The sequence below is a fragment of the Rhodococcoides corynebacterioides genome (assembly GCF_019834675.1).
GTDB classification, from domain to species: domain Bacteria; phylum Actinomycetota; class Actinomycetes; order Mycobacteriales; family Mycobacteriaceae; genus Rhodococcoides; species Rhodococcoides corynebacterioides_A.
The window spans coordinates 857,203-875,199 of the sequence record NZ_JABUBU010000001.1; the positions used below are offsets into that span (position 1 = coordinate 857,203).

At 71.0% G+C, this 17,997-nt stretch carries 17 protein-coding genes; 12 read left to right on the top strand and 5 right to left on the bottom strand.

All coding sequences use genetic code 11. The features are described 5' to 3' along the window. Positions 1-44 precede the first annotated feature (44 nt). The 3 genes from HQ603_RS03970 (at position 45) to secA (ending at position 4,924) form a co-directional block, all read left to right on the top strand. Positions 45-722: a ComF family protein gene (locus HQ603_RS03970; RefSeq protein ID WP_222683005.1), complete on the top strand. Its 678-nt coding sequence runs from the start codon at positions 45-47 to the stop codon at positions 720-722. A gap of 286 nt (positions 723-1,008) precedes the next feature. Continuing rightward, positions 1,009-1,773, top strand: a complete 765-nt coding sequence (gene hpf / locus HQ603_RS03975) for a ribosome hibernation-promoting factor, HPF/YfiA family (RefSeq protein ID WP_308126361.1) — start codon at positions 1,009-1,011, stop codon at positions 1,771-1,773. Positions 1,774-1,975: 202 nt separating this feature from the next. Next, positions 1,976-4,924: a preprotein translocase subunit SecA gene (gene secA, locus HQ603_RS03980; RefSeq protein ID WP_222683009.1), complete on the top strand. Its 2,949-nt coding sequence runs from the start codon at positions 1,976-1,978 to the stop codon at positions 4,922-4,924. 10 nt (positions 4,925-4,934) lie between these two features. Here the strand turns inward: secA and HQ603_RS03985 are convergent, their stop codons facing one another. Then, positions 4,935-5,462 carry an Rv3235 family protein gene (locus tag HQ603_RS03985; protein ID WP_222683012.1) on the bottom strand — a complete coding sequence of 176 codons (528 nt, stop codon included), beginning with the start codon at positions 5,460-5,462 and terminating at the stop codon, positions 4,935-4,937. Positions 5,463-5,698: 236 nt separating this feature from the next. On the opposite strand from HQ603_RS03985, the gene HQ603_RS03990 reads away from it, so the two are divergent. From HQ603_RS03990 to HQ603_RS04010, 5 genes are all read left to right on the top strand, one after another. Continuing rightward, positions 5,699-7,123, top strand: coding sequence for a WS/DGAT/MGAT family O-acyltransferase (locus HQ603_RS03990; protein ID WP_222683014.1), 1,425 nt, complete (start codon positions 5,699-5,701; stop codon positions 7,121-7,123). Positions 7,124-7,142: 19 nt separating this feature from the next. Continuing rightward, positions 7,143-7,664 carry a DUF6912 family protein gene (locus HQ603_RS03995; RefSeq protein ID WP_371830957.1) on the top strand — a complete coding sequence of 174 codons (522 nt, stop codon included), beginning with the start codon at positions 7,143-7,145 and terminating at the stop codon, positions 7,662-7,664. A gap of 56 nt (positions 7,665-7,720) precedes the next feature. After that, positions 7,721-8,836 (top strand): ferredoxin reductase, encoded by a 1,116-nt coding sequence (locus tag HQ603_RS04000; RefSeq protein ID WP_222683016.1) that lies wholly within the window; start codon positions 7,721-7,723, stop codon positions 8,834-8,836. 210 nt (positions 8,837-9,046) lie between these two features. Beyond that, positions 9,047-10,312, top strand: coding sequence for a fatty acid desaturase family protein (locus tag HQ603_RS04005; protein WP_222683017.1), 1,266 nt, complete (start codon positions 9,047-9,049; stop codon positions 10,310-10,312). Positions 10,313-10,394: 82 nt separating this feature from the next. Next, positions 10,395-11,648: a fatty acid desaturase family protein gene (locus HQ603_RS04010; RefSeq protein ID WP_222683018.1), complete on the top strand. Its 1,254-nt coding sequence runs from the start codon at positions 10,395-10,397 to the stop codon at positions 11,646-11,648. A 4-nt stretch (positions 11,649-11,652) separates the two neighbouring features. Here the strand turns inward: HQ603_RS04010 and rsgA are convergent, their stop codons facing one another. The 3 genes from rsgA to HQ603_RS04025 form a co-directional block, all read right to left on the bottom strand. Then, positions 11,653-12,642, bottom strand: coding sequence for a ribosome small subunit-dependent GTPase A (gene rsgA / locus HQ603_RS04015; RefSeq protein ID WP_222683283.1), 990 nt, complete (start codon positions 12,640-12,642; stop codon positions 11,653-11,655). After that, a complete protein-coding gene (gene aroA / locus HQ603_RS04020; RefSeq protein WP_222683284.1) occupies positions 12,639-13,937 on the bottom strand; it encodes a 3-phosphoshikimate 1-carboxyvinyltransferase in 1,299 nt (432 codons plus the stop codon). Before aroA ends, rsgA begins: the two co-directional genes overlap by 4 nt. Positions 13,938-14,007: 70 nt before the next feature. Next, on the bottom strand, positions 14,008-14,541 hold the full coding sequence (locus HQ603_RS04025; RefSeq protein ID WP_222683019.1) for a YbaK/EbsC family protein: 534 nt from the start codon (positions 14,539-14,541) through the stop codon (positions 14,008-14,010). A 393-nt stretch (positions 14,542-14,934) separates the two neighbouring features. On the opposite strand from HQ603_RS04025, the gene HQ603_RS04030 reads away from it, so the two are divergent. Together HQ603_RS04030 and rsrA are read left to right on the top strand one after the other, a co-directional pair. Beyond that, positions 14,935-15,591, top strand: coding sequence for a sigma-70 family RNA polymerase sigma factor (locus tag HQ603_RS04030; protein ID WP_222683286.1), 657 nt, complete (start codon positions 14,935-14,937; stop codon positions 15,589-15,591). Next, entirely contained in the window at positions 15,588-15,926 is a 339-nt protein-coding gene (gene rsrA, locus HQ603_RS04035) for a mycothiol system anti-sigma-R factor (RefSeq protein WP_222683022.1), read from the top strand. Before HQ603_RS04030 ends, rsrA begins: the two co-directional genes overlap by 4 nt. A 105-nt stretch (positions 15,927-16,031) precedes the next feature. Here rsrA and HQ603_RS19190 read toward each other — a convergent pair whose 3' ends face one another. Next, positions 16,032-16,106 (bottom strand): 50S ribosomal protein bL37, encoded by a 75-nt coding sequence (locus tag HQ603_RS19190; RefSeq protein WP_110293457.1) that lies wholly within the window; start codon positions 16,104-16,106, stop codon positions 16,032-16,034. 98 nt (positions 16,107-16,204) lie between these two features. Between HQ603_RS19190 and HQ603_RS04040 the strand changes: the two genes are divergently transcribed. Further along, entirely contained in the window at positions 16,205-16,420 is a 216-nt protein-coding gene (locus tag HQ603_RS04040) for a biotin/lipoyl-binding carrier protein (RefSeq protein ID WP_222683024.1), read from the top strand. A gap of 24 nt (positions 16,421-16,444) precedes the next feature. Beyond that, positions 16,445-17,935, top strand: coding sequence for a sensor histidine kinase (locus tag HQ603_RS04045; protein ID WP_222683027.1), 1,491 nt, complete (start codon positions 16,445-16,447; stop codon positions 17,933-17,935). Positions 17,936-17,997 lie beyond the last annotated feature (62 nt).

The following is a 17,997-nucleotide window of genomic DNA, read 5'->3' on the forward strand; positions in this document are numbered from 1 at the left end:
TGCTCCGACGGTGCCTGTCGGGGGCGTCCGGCACACTGCCGCGCATGGGGGAACGGTGGTCCGCGGCGGTACGGGCGGGGACGGATCTGGTGCTGCCGCGGGAATGCGGTGGATGCGGCGCGGCGAGCACGGCCTGGTGCTCGCGGTGCGCGGCGGCACTCGCGCAGCCGCCACGGGCGGTGCGATCGACCGTCGACGTCGGCGCACCGTGCTTCGCGCTGGGGTCCTACGCGGGGCCGCACCGCGCGGCCGTCGTGGCGGCGAAGGAACGCGGCCGACGAGACCTCGCCGGTCCGCTCGGTCGCGCCCTGGCCGGCGCCGTCACCGCCCTGCGCGAGTCCGGCGATCTCGACCCCGCGGAACTTGCGCCCCTGGTGCTGGTCCCGGCGCCGTCCCGTCGTCGCGCGGCGCGCCGGCGCGGGGGAGATCCGGTGGTCCGCCTCTGTGCGGCGGCCGCGGCGGCCCTCGCGCCCGAAGCCGTGACGGTTGCGCGGGTGCTGACCGTCGACGGCCGCGTCCGCGACTCGGTGGGACTGACCGCCGCGCAGCGCGCCGAGAATCTCGCGGGCCGCATCGCGGTGCGTCCGCGGTCGCCCCGTGGCCCCGTGGTCCTGATCGACGACGTCCTGACCACCGGAACCACCGCCGCCGAATCGGTGGCGGCGCTGCGCTCGGCGGGCGTCGGCGTCGATGCGGTCGTGGTCGTCGGGGCGGTGCGGTAGGGGGGCGGACGCCCCCCGCGGGAGTTGCTGAACGGCGAATGTGAATATCCGGCTAACGGTGGCAGACGTCCACGTGAGCGACTACGGTCGGGGCCACGCTCGATCACGTTCGACACCAGGCCGGGAGGTGATGCCTCTACACCTGGCGCCGGGCATTCAGCGCTCCGGTGCCCTCGCTTTCCCTGTGCGACAACACTGTTCGCACAGCATCGATCGGGAGGTACGTATGACGACGTCGCCGACTACGGCAGCACACACGACGGCAGCACAGGCCAACACCCATCGGGTGCACGCCCATCCCCGCGAGACCCACGGCCCGGGGCCCGAGATCACCCGCACCAGCCCGCCCGAGTCGCCCGGCTCGTCCGATGCCACCGGCGCCGCCGGCTCGTCGGTCGACTGGTTCGACGACGCTCCGCCGCCCGCGCCCGGCGCCGCCCCGACCGAGGCCGCCGCCGACGTCGTCGTCAAGGGTCGCAACGTCGAGATCCCCGATCACTTCCGAATTCACGTGTCGCAGAAGCTCGCTCGCGTCGAGCGATTCGATCCGACCATCCACCTGTTCGACGTCGAACTCATGCACGAGCGCAACCGGCGCCAGGCGAAGAGTTGCCAGCGCGTCGAGATCACCGCGCGCGGCAAGGGTCCCGTGGTGCGGGCCGAGGCGTGCGCGGACAGCTTCTACGGCGCGCTCGACGCGGCCGTGGCCAAGCTCGAGAACCGCTTGCGGCGCACCAAGGATCGCCGCAAGGTCCACTACGGCGAGAAGCGTCCGGTCTCGGTCGCGGAGGCCACCGCGGCCCTGCAGGAGACCGTCGACGCCGCTCCGGCCGAGGCGTTCGACTCTATCGACGCCGAGCCGACCGACGGTCCCGGCCGGATCGTGCGCACCAAGGAGCACCCGGCCGTGCCCATGACGGTCGACGACGCGCTCTACGAGATGGAACTCGTCGGGCACGATTTCTTCCTGTTCCACGACAAGGAGTCGGACCGGCCGTCGGTGGTGTACCGCCGGCACGCGTTCGACTACGGATTGCTGCGGCTGTCCTGACCCGCTGTCGACCCCTCGGCTCCGCCGGGTGTCCCCGCCTCGCGCGGGGGCGCCCGGCGGCGTCGTGTCGGCCGCACAGCGACCTGTCGGGCGCGGCGCCTACGATGGATGCGCCGAGGGTGCCGTGCACCCTCGGTGGAGTCGCGCTCACGCGGCGGCTCCGCCGGACCCCTGTACCCGAACCCGAGGACGAGTAAAGACCGTGCCGTCGTTGTCGTTGTCCAAGTTGCTCCGTGTCGGTGAAGGTCGCATGGTCAAGCGGCTGAAGCACATCGCCGATCACGTCTCCTCCCTCTCACCCGAGGTCGAGGGACTGACCGATGCGGAGTTGCGCGCCAAGACGGACGAGTTCCGTACGCGCATCGAGGGCGGTGAGACGCTGGACGATCTGCTGCCCGAGGCCTTCGCGGTGGCTCGGGAGGCCTCGAAGCGCGTGCTCTCGCAGCGGCACTTCGACGTGCAGGTCATGGGTGGTGCGGCGCTGCATTTCGGCAACATCGCGGAGATGAAGACCGGTGAGGGCAAGACCCTCACCTGTGTGCTGCCCGCCTACCTCAACGCGCTGTCGGGCGACGGCGTCCACGTGGTCACGGTCAACGACTACCTGGCCAAGCGCGACTCGGAGTGGATGGGCCGAGTGCATCGCTTCCTGGGCCTGACAGTGGACGTGATCCTCTCCGGCATGACGCCGGCGGAGCGCCGCGCCGCCTACGCCGCAGACATCACCTACGGCACCAACAACGAGTTCGGCTTCGACTACCTGCGCGACAACATGACGCACTCGTTGGACGATCTGGTGCAGCGCGGTCACAATTTCGCCATCGTCGACGAGGTCGACTCCATCCTCATCGACGAGGCCCGGACCCCGCTCATCATCTCGGGCCCGGCCGACGCGTCGAGCAAGTGGTACGCGGAGTTCGCCCGCATCGCCCCGATGATGAAGAAGGACCTGCACTACGAGGTCGACATCAAGAAGCGCACCGTCGGTGTGCACGAGGCCGGCGTGGAGTTCGTCGAGGACCAGCTCGGCATCGACAACCTCTACGAGGCCGCCAACTCGCCCCTGGTCAGCTACCTCAACAACGCCATCAAGGCCAAGGAGCTCTACCAGCGCGACAAGGACTACATCGTCCGCGACGGCGACGTCATCATCGTCGACGAGTTCACCGGCCGCATCCTGGTCGGGCGCCGGTACAACGAGGGCATGCACCAGGCCATCGAGGCCAAGGAGAAGGTCGAGATCAAGGCCGAGAACCAGACTCTCGCCACGATCACCCTGCAGAACTACTTCCGTCTCTACGACAAGCTCTCGGGCATGACCGGTACCGCCGAGACCGAGGCGGCCGAGCTGCACCAGATCTACTCGCTCGGGGTCATCCCGATCCCCACCAACCGGCCGATGGTCCGCGTCGACAACGGCGACCTCATCTACAAGAGCGAGGAAGCCAAGTTCGCCGCCGTGGTGGACGACGTCGTCGAACGCCACGAGAAGGGGCAGCCGGTCCTGATCGGCACCACCAGCGTGGAGCGGTCGGAGTACCTGTCGAAGCAGTTCACCAAGCGCGGGGTGCCGCACAACGTGCTGAACGCGAAGTTCCACGAGCAGGAGGCGACCATCGTCGCCGAGGCCGGCCGCTCCGGCGCGGTCACCGTGGCCACCAACATGGCGGGCCGCGGGACGGACGTCGTGCTCGGCGGCAACCCCGACATCCTCGCCGACCTCGCGCTGCGCAAGCGCGGCCTCGACCCCGTGGAGTCGGCCGAGGCGTACGAGGAGGCCTGGGAGCCCACCCTCGAGGAGGTCAAGAGCCAGGTCAAGGCCGAAGCGGACAAGGTGCGCGAGGCGGGCGGGCTCTACGTGCTGGGCACCGAACGGCACGATTCCCGTCGCATCGACAACCAGTTGCGTGGTCGGTCCGGCCGTCAGGGCGATCCGGGCGAGAGCCGCTTCTACCTGTCCCTCGGCGACGAGCTGATGCGGCGCTTCAACGGTGCGGCGCTCGAGTCGATCATGACCCGGCTCAACCTGCCGGACGACGTGCCCATCGAGGCCAAGATGGTCTCGAAGGCCATCAAGAGCGCCCAGACCCAGGTCGAGCAGCAGAACTTCGAGATCCGCAAGAACGTCCTCAAGTACGACGAGGTGATGAACCAGCAGCGCACCGTCATCTACGAGGAGCGTCGTCGGATCCTGCGCGGCGAGGACATGGAGGGCCAGGTCGAGCAGATGATCACCGACGTGGTCACCGCCTACGTCGACGGTGCCACCGCCGAGGGCTACGTGGAGGACTGGGATCTCGACCAGCTCTGGACGGCGCTGAAGACCCTGTACCCGGTGGGTGTGGAGCAGAAGGAACTCACGCAGGAGAACGAGTTCGGCGAGAAGGGCGACCTGTCGCGGGACGACCTGCGCGACGCTCTGCTCGAGGACGCCCGCGCCGCCTACGCCCGGCGCGAGGCGGAGATCAACGCCATCGCCGGCGAGGGCGGCATGCGCGAGCTCGAGCGCCGCGTCCTGCTGTCCGTGCTCGACCGCAAGTGGCGCGAGCACCTCTACGAGATGGACTACCTCAAGGAGGGCATCGGCCTGCGCGCCATGGCGCAGCGCGACCCCCTGGTGGAGTACCAGCGCGAGGGCTACGACATGTTCACCGGCATGCTCGACGGCCTCAAGGAGGAGTCGGTCGGGTTCCTGTTCAACCTGCAGGTGGAGGCCACCGCGCCGAGTCCGGCCGCCTCGGCGGGGCTGCAGGTGGGAGCGGGGCTGCAGAACCCGGTCGCCGCCCGTGCGGCGGCCCCGGCGGCTCCGGCCGGTGCGACGCCCACCCCGGCTCCGCCCGCCGCCCCGGCCCCCGACGCCGGGCCGGGTGCACCGGACGGCCGGGACGCGTCGCCGACGCGGGAGCCCGCGGCCGTTGCGGCCGAGAAGACGGCGCCTCCCGCGTTGCGCGCGAAGGGTCTCGACGAGCGGGACCCCGCGCGTCTGACGTACTCCGGTCCCGACGAGTCGGGCGGCACCTCGGTGCGCCGCGCGGCAGCCGACGGCGCCGCGGCCGAGAAGTCCACGGCCACCCGCCGGGAGCGTCGCGAGGCGGCCCGCAACAACGTCAAGCCGGTCAAGCGGGGCTCGAAGTCCAAGCGGCGCAAGTAGATCGGCCGTCTCACGACAGCCGCAGGCTCGTCACCGTCCACGACGAGCCTGCGGTTCGGCCGAGCGTGAGTTGCGCCGCGACGGCGAAGCGCCGCTCACCGCGGGAGTAGGACCCGAACACCTCCATTCGCCCTGCCGCCGCGGGGCGGACGTGCACCGTCCGGATCACCGCCACGCCGGCCGCACGTCCGGGCACGTCGGTCGTCGCCAGGGCCGCGACCATGCCGAGCACGGCGGGGGAGACCGCGCGGCGCAGCGACGACGGCGCCCGACGCCGGTCGATCACCTCGAACACGCCGCGGAGCAGGCGGTCCGCCGCCGCGCGGGCGGCGATCGTCGCGGGGTCCGGGCGGACGGCGGTGCGCGGCGGTCCGAGCCGCTCGGGGGATCGGCCCGTGTGCGGGCCGGGTCGTCGTGCGGACAGGCGTCCCACGGAGGCGTGGGGGGCGACGGGCGCGGTCGAGGTCGCGGGTGCGGTGCCCTCGAACGGGGGCTCGGATGCGGGCAGGCGGTCCAGTCGGACCTCGGTGTGCGGCATGTCGCCGAGTGTGGCCCGCGCGACGCGCTCGGGAACAGCGCCGGAGTCGATGTCTCTCCGTCTCACAGGACGGCGGTGCGGAGTCGGGGCAACCCCCGACCGGTCGACGGAACCGCTCCGACCGGCGCGGTGGATCGCGTGCGAGACTAGGGCCGACGACGACGAGTGCCGACACGACTGTGCCGAGACGACCGGCGGCCGGACCCCGGTGGTCCGACTATCGAGGGGGATGTGCGGTGGCCACCAGACTCACCACTCAGGATGCCTCGTTCTACTTTCTCGAGGCGGGGACCACGCCGATGCACGTGGGGTCGCTGGCGGTGTTCCGGACGCCGCGGGGCGGTTTCACCTACGACGAGCTGTTGACGCTGGTCGAGAGTCGACTGGCGCTGGTGCCGCGGTACCGACAGAAGGTGCGCGAGGTGGCCTTCGGGCTCGCGCGCCCGGTGTGGGTGGACGACCGCGACTTCGACATCACCTATCACATCCGCCGATCGGCCCTGCCCAAGCCGGGATCGACCGAGCAGCTCCACGATCTGGTCGCACGGTTGACCTCGCGCCCCCTCGACCGGACCCGCCCGCTGTGGGAGATGTACCTCGTGGAGGGGTTGGCGCGCAACAGGTTCGCCATCTTCACCAAGTCGCACTCGGCTCTGGTCGACGGCGACACCGCGCTCGAGATCAGCCAGGTGATCCTCGACGACGCCAAGTCGCCCCCGCCCCTGGCGGAGGAGCTGTGGATGCCGGCGCGGGAGCCGTCGGACAAGGCCCTGGTGGTCTCCGCGCTGGCGGAGATGGTCGCGCGGCCCGGTGAGGCGGTCGAGGCGGTGCGGGGTGCCGTCGGCGACGTCGCGCAGGCCGCCAACGGCGCCGTCCGGGCGGTGGCCAAGGTGGCGGCCGTGGTGCGCACGGCGGCGCTGACGGCCCCGACCAGCCCGCTCAACACCACCATCTCGCGGAACCGGCGTTTCTCGGTCGCGCGCACCGACCTCGACGACTACCGCGCGGTGCGTGCCCGGTTCGGCGGCACGGTCAACGACGTCGTGCTCACCGTGGTGGCGGGGGCGCTGCGCAACTGGTTGCTCTCGCGGGGCGAGCCGCTCGGCCCGTACACCACGGTGCGCGCACTCGTTCCGCTCTCGGTGCACGCGCCCGCGGCGGTGGGCGAGGACACCGTGGGTCATCCGGCCGGTCAGGTGGAGTCGTTTCTGGTGGACCTGCCGGTGGGGGAGCCGAACGCGGTGGTCCGTCTGTCCCACGTCGCGCACGCCACCGAGGCGCACGGTCGGCAGGGGCGCGGGGTCACGGCGTCGACCCTGATGAAGCTCTCCGGATTCGCGCCCGCCACGTTGCACGCCATGGGCGCCCGCGTGGGATCCAGTCTCTCGCAACGGATGTTCAACATCGTCGTGACCAACGTTCCCGGCCCGCAGTTCCCGCTCTACGCGGGCGGCGCGCGGATGCTCGAGATGTACCCGGTGCCGCCGCTGGTGCGCAATCAGGCGATGACCATCGGACTCACGTCCTACGACGGCCACGTCTACTACGGCGTGAACGCCGACCGCGCCGCGATGCCGGACATCGACGTCGTCACCACCTTGCTGTACGAGGCGCTCGACGAACTCGTCGACGCCACCTCCGACGGCAAGTCCGTCCGATGACCCCGAAAGCGAGGCGTTCGTGAGGGTGTTCGTTCCCGCGACGACGACCATGCTGCGCACGCTGCTCGCGGACGGTGAGTTCTCGCCGATCTCGCGGACGGCGTTCGCGGTCACGCCGACGCTGCGCGAGGCCTACTCGTCCGGAGACGACGACGAACTGGCGGACGTCGCGCTACGGGAGGCCGCCCGGGCGTCGTTGCGTCTGCTCGGCGGCGAGGAGCACGACGAGACCGACGGTGACGCACCCGCCCCGTCGGCGGCGCGTCGCGTCGTCGTCGCGGCGGACGTCGATCCGGTGACCCTGCGCCCCGATCTCGACGACGCGGTGGTGCGGCTGCCGCAGCCGCTGTCGTTGCGGGACGTCGCGTCGGTCCACGTCGATCTCGCCGAGGCGGAGACCGCCGTGCGCGCGGCCGTGGAGGTGGTCGACGCCGCGGATCTCGGCGACGCCGACGCCGAGTTCGTCCTCGGCGACGCCGAGGATCACGAGCTCGCCTGGTACGCACCGCAGGAGATTCCGTTTCTGCTCGACCTGATGTGATCGGCTCGTCGCGGCCCGACGTCGAAACCGATCGACGATTCGGGGACAATGGCCGCATGGGATTGAAGGACTGGCTCGAGGCACCGGTGTCCGGGGCGGCCGTGCCGCGGCGGCCCGCGTTGAACGCGGTGCGCGGCGCACTGACCCGCATCACCACTCCGCTCATCCCCGACGACTATCTCCACCTGGCCAACCCGCTGTGGTCCGCGCGGGAGCTGCGGGGGCGCATCGTGCGCGTGGAGAAGTTGACCGACACGGCGGCCACGCTGGTCATCAAGCCCGGCTGGGGCTTCGACTTCGACTACCGACCGGGTCAGTACATCGGGATCGGGTTGCACGTCGACGGTCGCTGGCACTGGCGGTCCTACTCGCTGACCTCGGCGCCGGACTGGAAGGACAAGCAGATCTCCATTGCCGTGAAGGCGATGCCGGAGGGGTTCCTGTCCTCCCATCTGGTGGACGGCGTGAAGACGGGGACCATCGTGCGGCTCGCCGCCCCGAAGGGTGACTTCGCGCTGCCCGAGCCGCCGCCGGAGAAGATCCTCTTCGTCACCGCGGGCAGCGGCATCACACCGGTCATCGGCATGCTGCGCAGTCTCGACACGCGCGGGCACATGCCCGACGTTGTGCACGTGCACTCGGCGCCGTCGCGCGCGGACGTGATGTTCGGCGCCGAACTCGACGCGTTGCACGCGAAGTACGACTCGGTGGTCTCCCACGTGCAGTTGACGCGATCGGACGGCAAGTTCGACCTGCGATCGCTCGACGAGCGGTTCCCCGACTGGCGCGAGCGGCAGACGTGGGCGTGCGGGCCGGTCGCGATGCTCGACGAGGTCGAGGCGCACTGGACCGAGGCCGGGGTGGCGGACCGGTTGCACACCGAGCGGTTCGAGATCGCCCGCACCGGTGCCGCCGAGGACGGCGGCACGGTGACGTTCGCGCGGTCGGGCAGATCGGTCGAGGCGGACGGGGCCACGACCCTGCTCGAGGCCGGGGAGAGCGCGGGTGTGCGGATGCCGTTCGGCTGCCGCATGGGCATCTGCCAGACCTGCGTGGTGGCAGTGGCGGACGGACATGTGCGCGACCTGCGGTCGGGCAAGGAGCACACGCGCGGGGAGCGCATCCAGACCTGTGTGTCCGCGGCGGCGGGGGACTGCACCCTCGAGCTGTGAGGGCCGGCGGGGCGGGTGTGTCGCACCCCGGCGGCCGCGCCGACTGTGACGTAGCCCGCGCGGAAGGCACACCCGGCTCTCAGGCGGGTCCGCTATTGTCGGTCGTGGCTGCCCGCCCGTTCGGCGCGAGGCACACCCCCCACCGCTCGGTCCACGGACCCGGCGCCGGCGAGGGAAAGCCGCCACGAGACCACTGGGAGTACCACCCACATGGCGATCACTGACATTCTGGAATTCGCCCACCTGACCGACGAGGACATCGAGTCGTTCGGACGGGAGCTCGACGCCATCCGCCGCGACGTCGAGGAGTCCCGCGGACAGCGCGACGCGACCTACATCCGACGCACCATCGCGCTCCAGCGGTCGCTGGAGGTGGGGGGCCGACTCGCCATTCTGTGCTCGCGGTGGCGATCCGCCGCGCTGCTCGGCACCGGCCTGCTGGCCGCGAGCAAGATCATCGAGAACATGGAGCTCGGGCACAACGTGTCCCACGGTCAGTGGGACTGGATGAACGATCCCGAGATCCACTCGACCTCGTGGGAGTGGGACCAGACCGGTCCGTCCGACCACTGGAAGCGCGCGCACAACTACTCCCATCACACCTACACCAACATCGTCGGCATGGACGACGACATCGGCTTCGGCATCCTGCGCATGACGCGGGACGAGCAGTGGCGTCCGATCAACCTCCTGCAGCCGGTCGCGAACCTGATTCTCGCCCTGACCTTCGAGTGGGGGATCGCGCTGCACGATCTCGACGCGTCCAAGAAGGAGCGCGGGGTCGACCCGATGCAGCTCCTGTCCGAGCCCAACAAGGAGTTCGCCCGCAAGGTGGCGACGCAGGTGGGGAAGGACTTCGTGTTCTTCCCGGCCCTCGCCGGGCCGGCCTGGCGTCGGGCGATCGGCGCCAATCTCACCGCCAACGTGATCCGGAATCTCTGGGCCTACGCCGTCATCTTCTGCGGCCACTTCCCGGACGGCGCCGAGAAGTTCACGATGGGCCAGTTCGAGACCGAGACGCACGAGGAGTGGTACCTGCGTCAGATGCTCGGCAGCGCCAACTTCCACGCCGGCCCCACCATGGCGTTCTTCAGCGGCAATCTCTGCTACCAGATCGAGCACCACATGTTCCCGGACCTGCCGAGCAACCGGTACCCGGAGATCGCCGAGCGCGTGCGGCAGCTGTGCGACAAGTACGACCTGCCGTACACCACGGGTCACCTGCCCGCGCAGTACTGGAAGGCGCTGCGGACCATCTTCAAGCTGTCGCTGCCGGACAAGTGGCTGCGGCGGACCTCGGACGATGCGCCGGAGACCAGTTCGGAGCGCCGGTTCCACGGCCCGGCGTCCACCGTCGTCGACCGCCTCCGCTTCGACCCGGTCACCGGACGCAAGCGTGGCCTGCGGTCGGCCATGCAGGAAGCACGGCGTGAGGCCCGCCGCGCTGTGAAGGCGCACACACCTTCGGCACCGTAACCTACGGATGCGTAAGTTCCGGTAGGGTAAGGACGGTACGACCCCGTCACCGGGGTTCCCCCACCTGCCGAGGAGTGCATTCATGGCGATCTCCGATGTCAAGGAATACGCCCACCTCACGGACGCCGACGTCGAGGCCATCGGCCACGAGCTGGACGCGATCCGCCGTGAGATCGAGGCCTCGCGCGGTGAGAAGGATGCGCGCTACGTCCGCAACACCATTCGCTTCCAGCGCACGCTCGAGGCGGTCGGCCGCACCACGATGCTGGCCAGCAACCACCGTGCGGCGTGGTGGGCGGGCAGCGCGATGCTCGGCGTCTCCAAGATCGTCGAGAACATGGAGCTCGGCCACAACGTCATGCACGGCCAGTGGGACTGGATGAACGATCCGGAGATCCACTCCACCTCGTGGGAGTGGGACAACACCGGCCCGTCCGAGCACTGGAAGCAGACCCACAACTACATCCATCACAAGTACACCAACGTGCTCGGGATGGACGACGACATCGGCTACGGCCTGATCCGCGTCACCCGCGATCGCCGGTGGACGCCCTTCAACGCGGGCAACCTCGTCTACAACACGCTGCTCATGCTGCTGTTCGAGTACGGCGTGGCGGTGCAGCACCTCGAGCTCGGCAAGGTCGCCAAGGGTCGTGTCTCCAAGGAGGAGACGCGCCGCAAGCTCGCCGAGGTGGGCGAGAAGGTCGGCAAGCAGATGCTCAAGGACTACGCGCTGACCCCGGCGGTGTCGTCGTTGTCGCCGGCCGCGTCGTTCCGGAAGACGTTGACCGCCAACATCATGGCGAACGTCATCCGCAACGTCTGGACCAACGCCGTGATCTTCTGCGGTCACTTCCCGGACGGTGCGGAGAAGTTCACCCGCCACGACATGAAGGACGAGACGCAGGGCCAGTGGTACCTGCGCCAGATGCTCGGCAGCGCGAACTTCGAGGCCGGCCCCGTGCTCGCCTTCATGAGTGGCAACCTCTGCTACCAGATCGAGCACCACGTCTTCCCGGATCTGCCGAGCAACCGCCTCGCGCAGATCAGCGTGAAGGTGCGCGAGCTGTGCGAGAAGTACGACCTGCCCTACACCACCGGGTCGTTCCCCGCGCAGTACGCCAAGTCCTGGCGCACCATCGCCAAGCTGTCGCTGCCGGACCGGTTCCTCAAGGCCACCGCCGACGACGCCCCGGAGACCGCGTCCGAGCGGCGTTTCGGTGGCCACACCACCGCCGTGGTCGACCCGGCCACCGGTCGGCGCAAGGGCCTGCTGTCGGCCCTCGCCGAGTCGAAGAGCGGCCGCGGCCTGCGTGCGCGGTTCGGTCGCCGCTGACCCGTCACCAGGTGTCGTTGGACATCAGCGCCACCAGCAGGCGACGCACCGCGGCCACGCGGTGCGTCGCCTGACCTGTCAGCGAGTCCAGTGCGCACTCCGGATCCGCCGGAGGGCCCAGGTGCGTGCACCCGCGCGGGCAGTCCGCGGCGGTCTCCGCGAGATCAGAGAACGCCGCCACCACGTCCTCCGGGGAGATGTGGGCGAGCCCGAAACTGCGGATGCCGGGGGTGTCGATCACCCAGCCGCCGCCCTCGAGGGGCAGCGCCACCGACTGCGTGGAGGTGTGCCGGCCCTTGCCGACGCCGGAGACCACCCCGGTCGCGCGGTCGGCCCCGGGCACCAGTCTGTTGACCAGCGTGGACTTTCCCACGCCGGAGTGGCCGATCAGCGCCGACGATTGTCCGGCGATCCGAGCCGTCAGCTCGGCGAGCGGCCGGTCGCGCCCCACCAGGACCACCGGAACGTCGAGTCCGGCGAACATCGCTGCGAAGTCGTCGGCGTCGGCCAGATCGTCCTTCGTCAGACACAGCACGGGCCGCAGGCCGCCGACGAACGCGGCCACCATGGCCCGCTCGACGAAGCCCGAGCGGGGCGGCGGGTCGGCCAGCGCCACCACGATGAGAAGCATGTCCGCGTTCGCCACGACCACGCGCTCGTACGGATCGGTGTCGTCGGCGGTGCGGCGCAACACCGTTCGGCGATCCTCGACGCGCACGATGCGGGCGAGGGCGTCGGTCCTACCGGACGTGTCCCCGACGACACCGACACTGTCGCCGACCACGATCGGTGTGCGTCCGAGTTCCCGTGCGCGCATCGCGACGACGACGCGACCGGGGTCGTCGTCCAGTGCGCACCCCCACCGTCCGCGGTCGACGGACACGACCATCGCGCGTCGGGCGTCGGCGTGGGTGGGCCGCGTCTTGGTCCGCGGGCGCGTGCCCTTGCCGGGCCGGATGCGGACGTCCGACTCGTCGTAGCGGCGGGGGGTCAGGACTTGCCCTCCGCGTGCGAGGTCGAGGTGGACGCGACGGCGTCGTCGCCCAGCATCCGCGCCCACAGGCCCGCGAAGCCCGGCAGGGTCTTCGCGGTGGAGTCGATGTCGTCGACCCGCACGCCGGGCACCACCAGACCGACGACGGCTCCGGCGGTCGCCATGCGGTGGTCGGCGTAGGCGCGCCAGGGCCCCCCGGTCAGCTCGGCCGGCGTGATGGCGAGTCCGTCGTCGGTCTCGACGACGGTGCCCCCCAGCGCGGTCAGTTCGGCGGCGAGGGCCGCGAGTCGGTCGGTCTCGTGCCCGCGCAGGTGCGCGATGCCGCGCAGGCGGGAGGGCGTCGACGCCACCGCGGCCATCGCCGCGACGGTCGGGGTGAGTTCGCCGATGTCGTGCAGGTCGACGTCGATACCCAGCAGGCGATCCGGTCCGTGCGCGGTCACGCCGTGCTCGTCGGCCGTCACCGCGGCGCCCATGGCGCCGAGGACGGCGCGGAACTCGTCGCCGGGCTGCGTGGTCGTCGCGGGCCACCGCGGCACGGTGACGGCGCCGCCGGTGACGGCCGCCGCGGCGAGGAACGGCGTGGCGTTCGACAGGTCCGGCTCGACGGTGCGGTCGACGGCGGCGACGGGCCCGGGATGGACCCGCCAGGTGGTCTCCTCCCCGGTGTCCGCCGGGGTGTCGACCCGGACGCCGCTCTCGCGCAGCATCGCCACCGTCATGTCGATGTGCGGCATCGAGGGCACGGGAGGACCCACGTGCTCGATCACCACCCCCTCGGTGAACCGCGCGGCGGACAGCAGGAGTCCGGAGACGAACTGACTCGAGCCCGACGCGTCGAGTTGCACCCGGCCGCCACGGACCGCTCCGTCGCCGGCCACCTCGAACGGCAACGCGTCGCCGGTGACCCGCGCCCCCAGGGCGCGCAGCGCGTCGAGCACCGTGCGTTGCGGGCGGGTGCGCGCGTGGGGGTCGCCGTCGAAGTACGTCGTGCCGGAGCCGAGCGCGGCCAGCGGGGGGACGAAGCGCATCACCGTGCCCGCGAGCCCGCAGTCGACGGTCCCTCCGGTCAGGGGGCCCGGTGCGACCCGCACGACGTCCCCGTCGACGTCGACGGTCGCGCCGAGGACGCGCAGAGCCGCGATCATCAGATCCGTGTCGCGGCTGCGCAGCGCCCCCGTGATCGTGGACGGTCCGTCGGCCAGCGCCGCGAGGATCAGCGCGCGGTTGGTCAGCGACTTCGAGCCGGGCACGTCGACGGTCGCGCGCACCGGGCGCGTCGCGGTGGGGGCCATCCAGAACGTCACGCCGCCCAGTCTCTCATTCGACTCCCGCGGCGGTGACCGGTCGCCGCACCGCCCGTGCTCAGCGCGTCAGGTCGGCGAGGAGTGCGCCGGTGACGGCGATCAGGTCGGCGGGCGCGATCTCGATCTCCAGTCCCCGCCGGCCCCCGCTGCAGAACACGGTCGACGCGCCGGAGATCGAGCGGTCGACGACCGTGGGCAGAGCGGGGCGCGCGCCCGACGGTCGGCCACCGGACCACGGCCCGATCGGGGAGACGCCGCCCAGGACGTACCCCGTGATCCGCTGCGCCGCGGCGGGGTCGGCGAGGGCGGCGCGGCTCGCGCCCAGCGCCGCGGCGGCGGCCTTGGTGGACAGGGTGCCGGTGACGGGGAGAACCGCGATCGCGGTGACCGGCCGGGACGCGCCGCCCCCGGATGCGGTGATCACGAGCGTCTTGAGGACGCGCTGCGGCTCGATTCCGAGCCGGGCGGTGAGCACGTCCGCGGCCTCCTCACCGTAGGCGGTGGTGCCCTTGGCGTGGTCGTAGGTGTGCAGTCGATACGACGTGCCGGCTCGATCGAGCGCCGTCGTCGCGGGGGTGGCCGTTCCTGCCATGGACCCATCGTGCCGCGCCGCCGGCCGGGTCATCGGGCCGGGTGTACGGGCACGGCGGGAACAGCGGGACGGGGGCGGCTGTTGCACCGACGACGAGAGCGGGTTCGTCCCGTCGCGCCGAGCAGGCGACGACCGGTGAGTCCGACGAGTCCGACGACGAGGAGAGGAGGCGACCGGGTGAGCGCGACCGTTCTCCAGGAGGGCGCCGCACGGGCGGTGACCGCGAAGCGAGTCATCCCGCCGGTATCGTGGTGGTACGAGGTCGACGGCGCGGCTCCCGCCGCCGTGTCGGTGGACACGAGGTCCACCGCCGTCGTGTCGGCCGCGGCAACCGAAGGGATCCCCGTGACGGACGACCAGCCCGGCACCACCACGGGCGCAGTCGATCCGGCGGTGCTCGAGACCGAGGACGGCATCCGTTCCCGGGCCAGCGCCGAAGATCTGACCGCGCGTTTCGAGCGGGATGCGCTCCCGCTCGTCGACCAGCTCTACGGTGCGGCGCTGCGCATGACGCGCAACCCCTCCGATGCGGAGGATCTGGTGCAGGAGACGTACGTCAAGGCGTACACGGCGTTCAAGAGCTTCCGCGAGGGCACCAACCTCAAGGCCTGGCTCTACCGCATCCTCACCAACACCTACATCAACTCGTACCGCAAGAAGCAGCGTCAGCCCGCGCAGTACCCGACCGACGAGATCACCGACTGGCAGCTCGCGGCCACCGCCGAGCACTCGTCGACCGGTCTGCGGTCCGCCGAGGTCGAGGCCCTGGACGCCCTGCCGGACGACGACATCAAGGCCGCCCTGGCCGCGCTGCCGGAGGAGTTCCGGATGGCGGTGTACTACGCCGACGTCGAGGGCTTCCCGTACAAGGAGATCGCCGAGATCATGGGCACGCCCATCGGCACCGTGATGTCCCGTTTGCACCGCGGGCGCAAGCAACTGCGCCACGAGTTGGCGGAAGTCGCCCGCGACCGAGGATTCCTGCGCACCGCAGCCGAACCGACCGGCAGCGCCGCTGCCGCAGCGACCGCCGAGGAGGCCGTGCGATGAGCGATCAGCGTGTCGACCGTGACGACAGTGACGATCGTGCGTCCGACGACCGGCTGGAGGACAGCCAGTTCGAGGACCTCGACTGCTCGGGCGTCCTCGCGGACGTCTGGGTGATGCTCGACAACGAGTGCGACGAGGCCAGCCGCGCCCGCGTGCAGCGGCATCTCGACTCGTGCGGGTCCTGCCTCGCCCAGTACGGGCTCGAGGAGAAGATCAAGTCGCTGGTGGGTCGCAAGTGCGGCGGCGATCGCGCCCCGGACGGCCTGCGCGAGCGCCTGAAGATCGAGATCCGGCGATCGGTCACCGTGATCGAGACCGAGCACACCACGGGCTGACCGGGGTTCGACCGGCCGGGGTTCGACCGGCCGGCGGAACGACGACGGGGCCGGCACACGCCATCGCGTGTGCCGGCCCCGTCGTCGTCACCGAGTGGTGAGAGGTCAGCTGTTGGGTCGCTTGCCGTGGTTGGCGGCGTTTCCCTTGCGGCTGCGCTTCTTGCGTCCTCGCTTGCCCATCGCGATCTCCTTCCTTCTCGTTCGCTCCAGTTTCTCACGTGTGGTTGGCTGTACGGCGACCGGCTGCGCAGGGAACGCGACGAGGGGTGGACAGCGAGATGGCCGAGGACGTCCGGGCCGAGATGGTGTCGACGGTGTTCCAGATCGTGGTCGCCCCCGGTGACCGGGTCGCCGAGGGCGATCCCGTCGTCATCCTCGAATCGATGAAGATGGAGATTCCCGTGCTGGCCGAGTCCGCCGGGACCGTCGAGTCGGTCGCGGTCGCGGTGGGGGACGTCGTGCAGTCCGGCGATCTCATCGCCGTCATCGCCTGACGCGGTTCGGCGCACCCCGGCTCGATGTCGACGCTGTCCGAACTGCTCGCCGCGCACACCGACCTGCCCGGTGATGCGGTCGACCACCTCCAGCGCCTGGTCGGGGAGTGGCAGTTGCTCGCGGACATCTCGTTCGCCGACGTGTTGCTCTGGGTCCCCACCGCCGCACCCGCCGCCGTTCTCTGCGTCGCCCAGTGCCGCCCCACGACCGCGCCCACGGTCATTCCGGTCGACAAGGTCGGCGCCGTGGTGGGGGAGTTCGAGCATCCCGAGGTGGCGCGGTGTCTGGCCTCCGGCACGGTCGAGCGGTCCGAGCTGCGCACCACCGTCGAGGCGGGGGAGTACGTGCCCGTCGCCGATGCCGTACCGGTCCGGGCGGGCGGGCGCGTCGTCGGCGTCCTCACCCGGGAGTCGGCTCCGGTGTCCCGGCGTCCGCCCAGCCTGCTCGAGGCGGCCTACCGCGAGTCCGCCGCGCAGTTCGGCGACATGATCGCCGAGGGCACGTTCCCGACCACCGCCGAGCCCGGCGACGTCAACTCGAGCCCGCGGGTGGGCGACGGCTTCATCCGCCTCGACACCGCGGGCATCGTCACCTACGCCAGCCCCAACGCCGTGTCCGCGTACCACCGCATGGGGCTCACCACCGATCTCGCGGGGCACGACCTGGCCGCGTCGACCCGCGCCCTGGTCACCGACTCGTTCGACGCCGACGAGATCGCCGCCCACATCGGGGCGTCCGTCCGCGACGCCGGTGGGCGGCGGATGGAGATCGACGCGCGCGGCGCGACCGTGCTCATCCGGACCCTGGCCCTGCGCCGCGCCGACCGCCCGCTCGGCGCGGTGGTGCTGGTGCGGGACGTGACGGAGGTCAAGCGGCGGGACCGCGCGCTGCTGAGCAAGGACGCGACCATTCGGGAGATCCATCACCGGGTGAAGAACAACCTGCAGACCGTGGCCGCGCTCCTGCGTCTGCAGGCGCGTCGCACCGAGAACGACGAGGCCCGCACCGCGTTGCAGGAATCCGAGCGACGGGTGGCGTCGATCGCCCTCGTGCACGACGTGCTGTCCAACTCCGCCGACGAGGTCGTCGATCTCGACGAGGTGGTCGACCGCCTGCTGCCGGTGATGGCCGACGTGGGGTCGGTCTCGGCGGACGTCGCGGTCCGACGTGACGGCGCGCTCGGCCGGTTTCCCGCGGAGCGGGCGACGCCGCTGGTGATGGTGCTGACCGAGCTGGTGCAGAACTCCCTCGAGCACGGTTTCGAGCGCGGGGCCTCGGGGCGTGTGGAGATCCGGGCCGAGCGGTCCGCCCACACCCTCACCGTCACCGTGCGCGACAACGGCCGGGGCGTCCCGGCGGGCTTCGATCCCCGTACGGCCGGCCACCTGGGCCTGCAGATCGTGACCACGCTGGTCGGCGTCGAACTGGGGGGCACCATCGCCGTCGTCGGAGCCCCCGACGGGGGCACCGACGCCACCGTCCGGGTGCCGGTGGGCCTCACCCGTCGCGTCTGACCTGCCGTCGAATCGGGCCCGACGGGGGACGGGAACGGGACGAGCCGGATGCACGAAAAGGC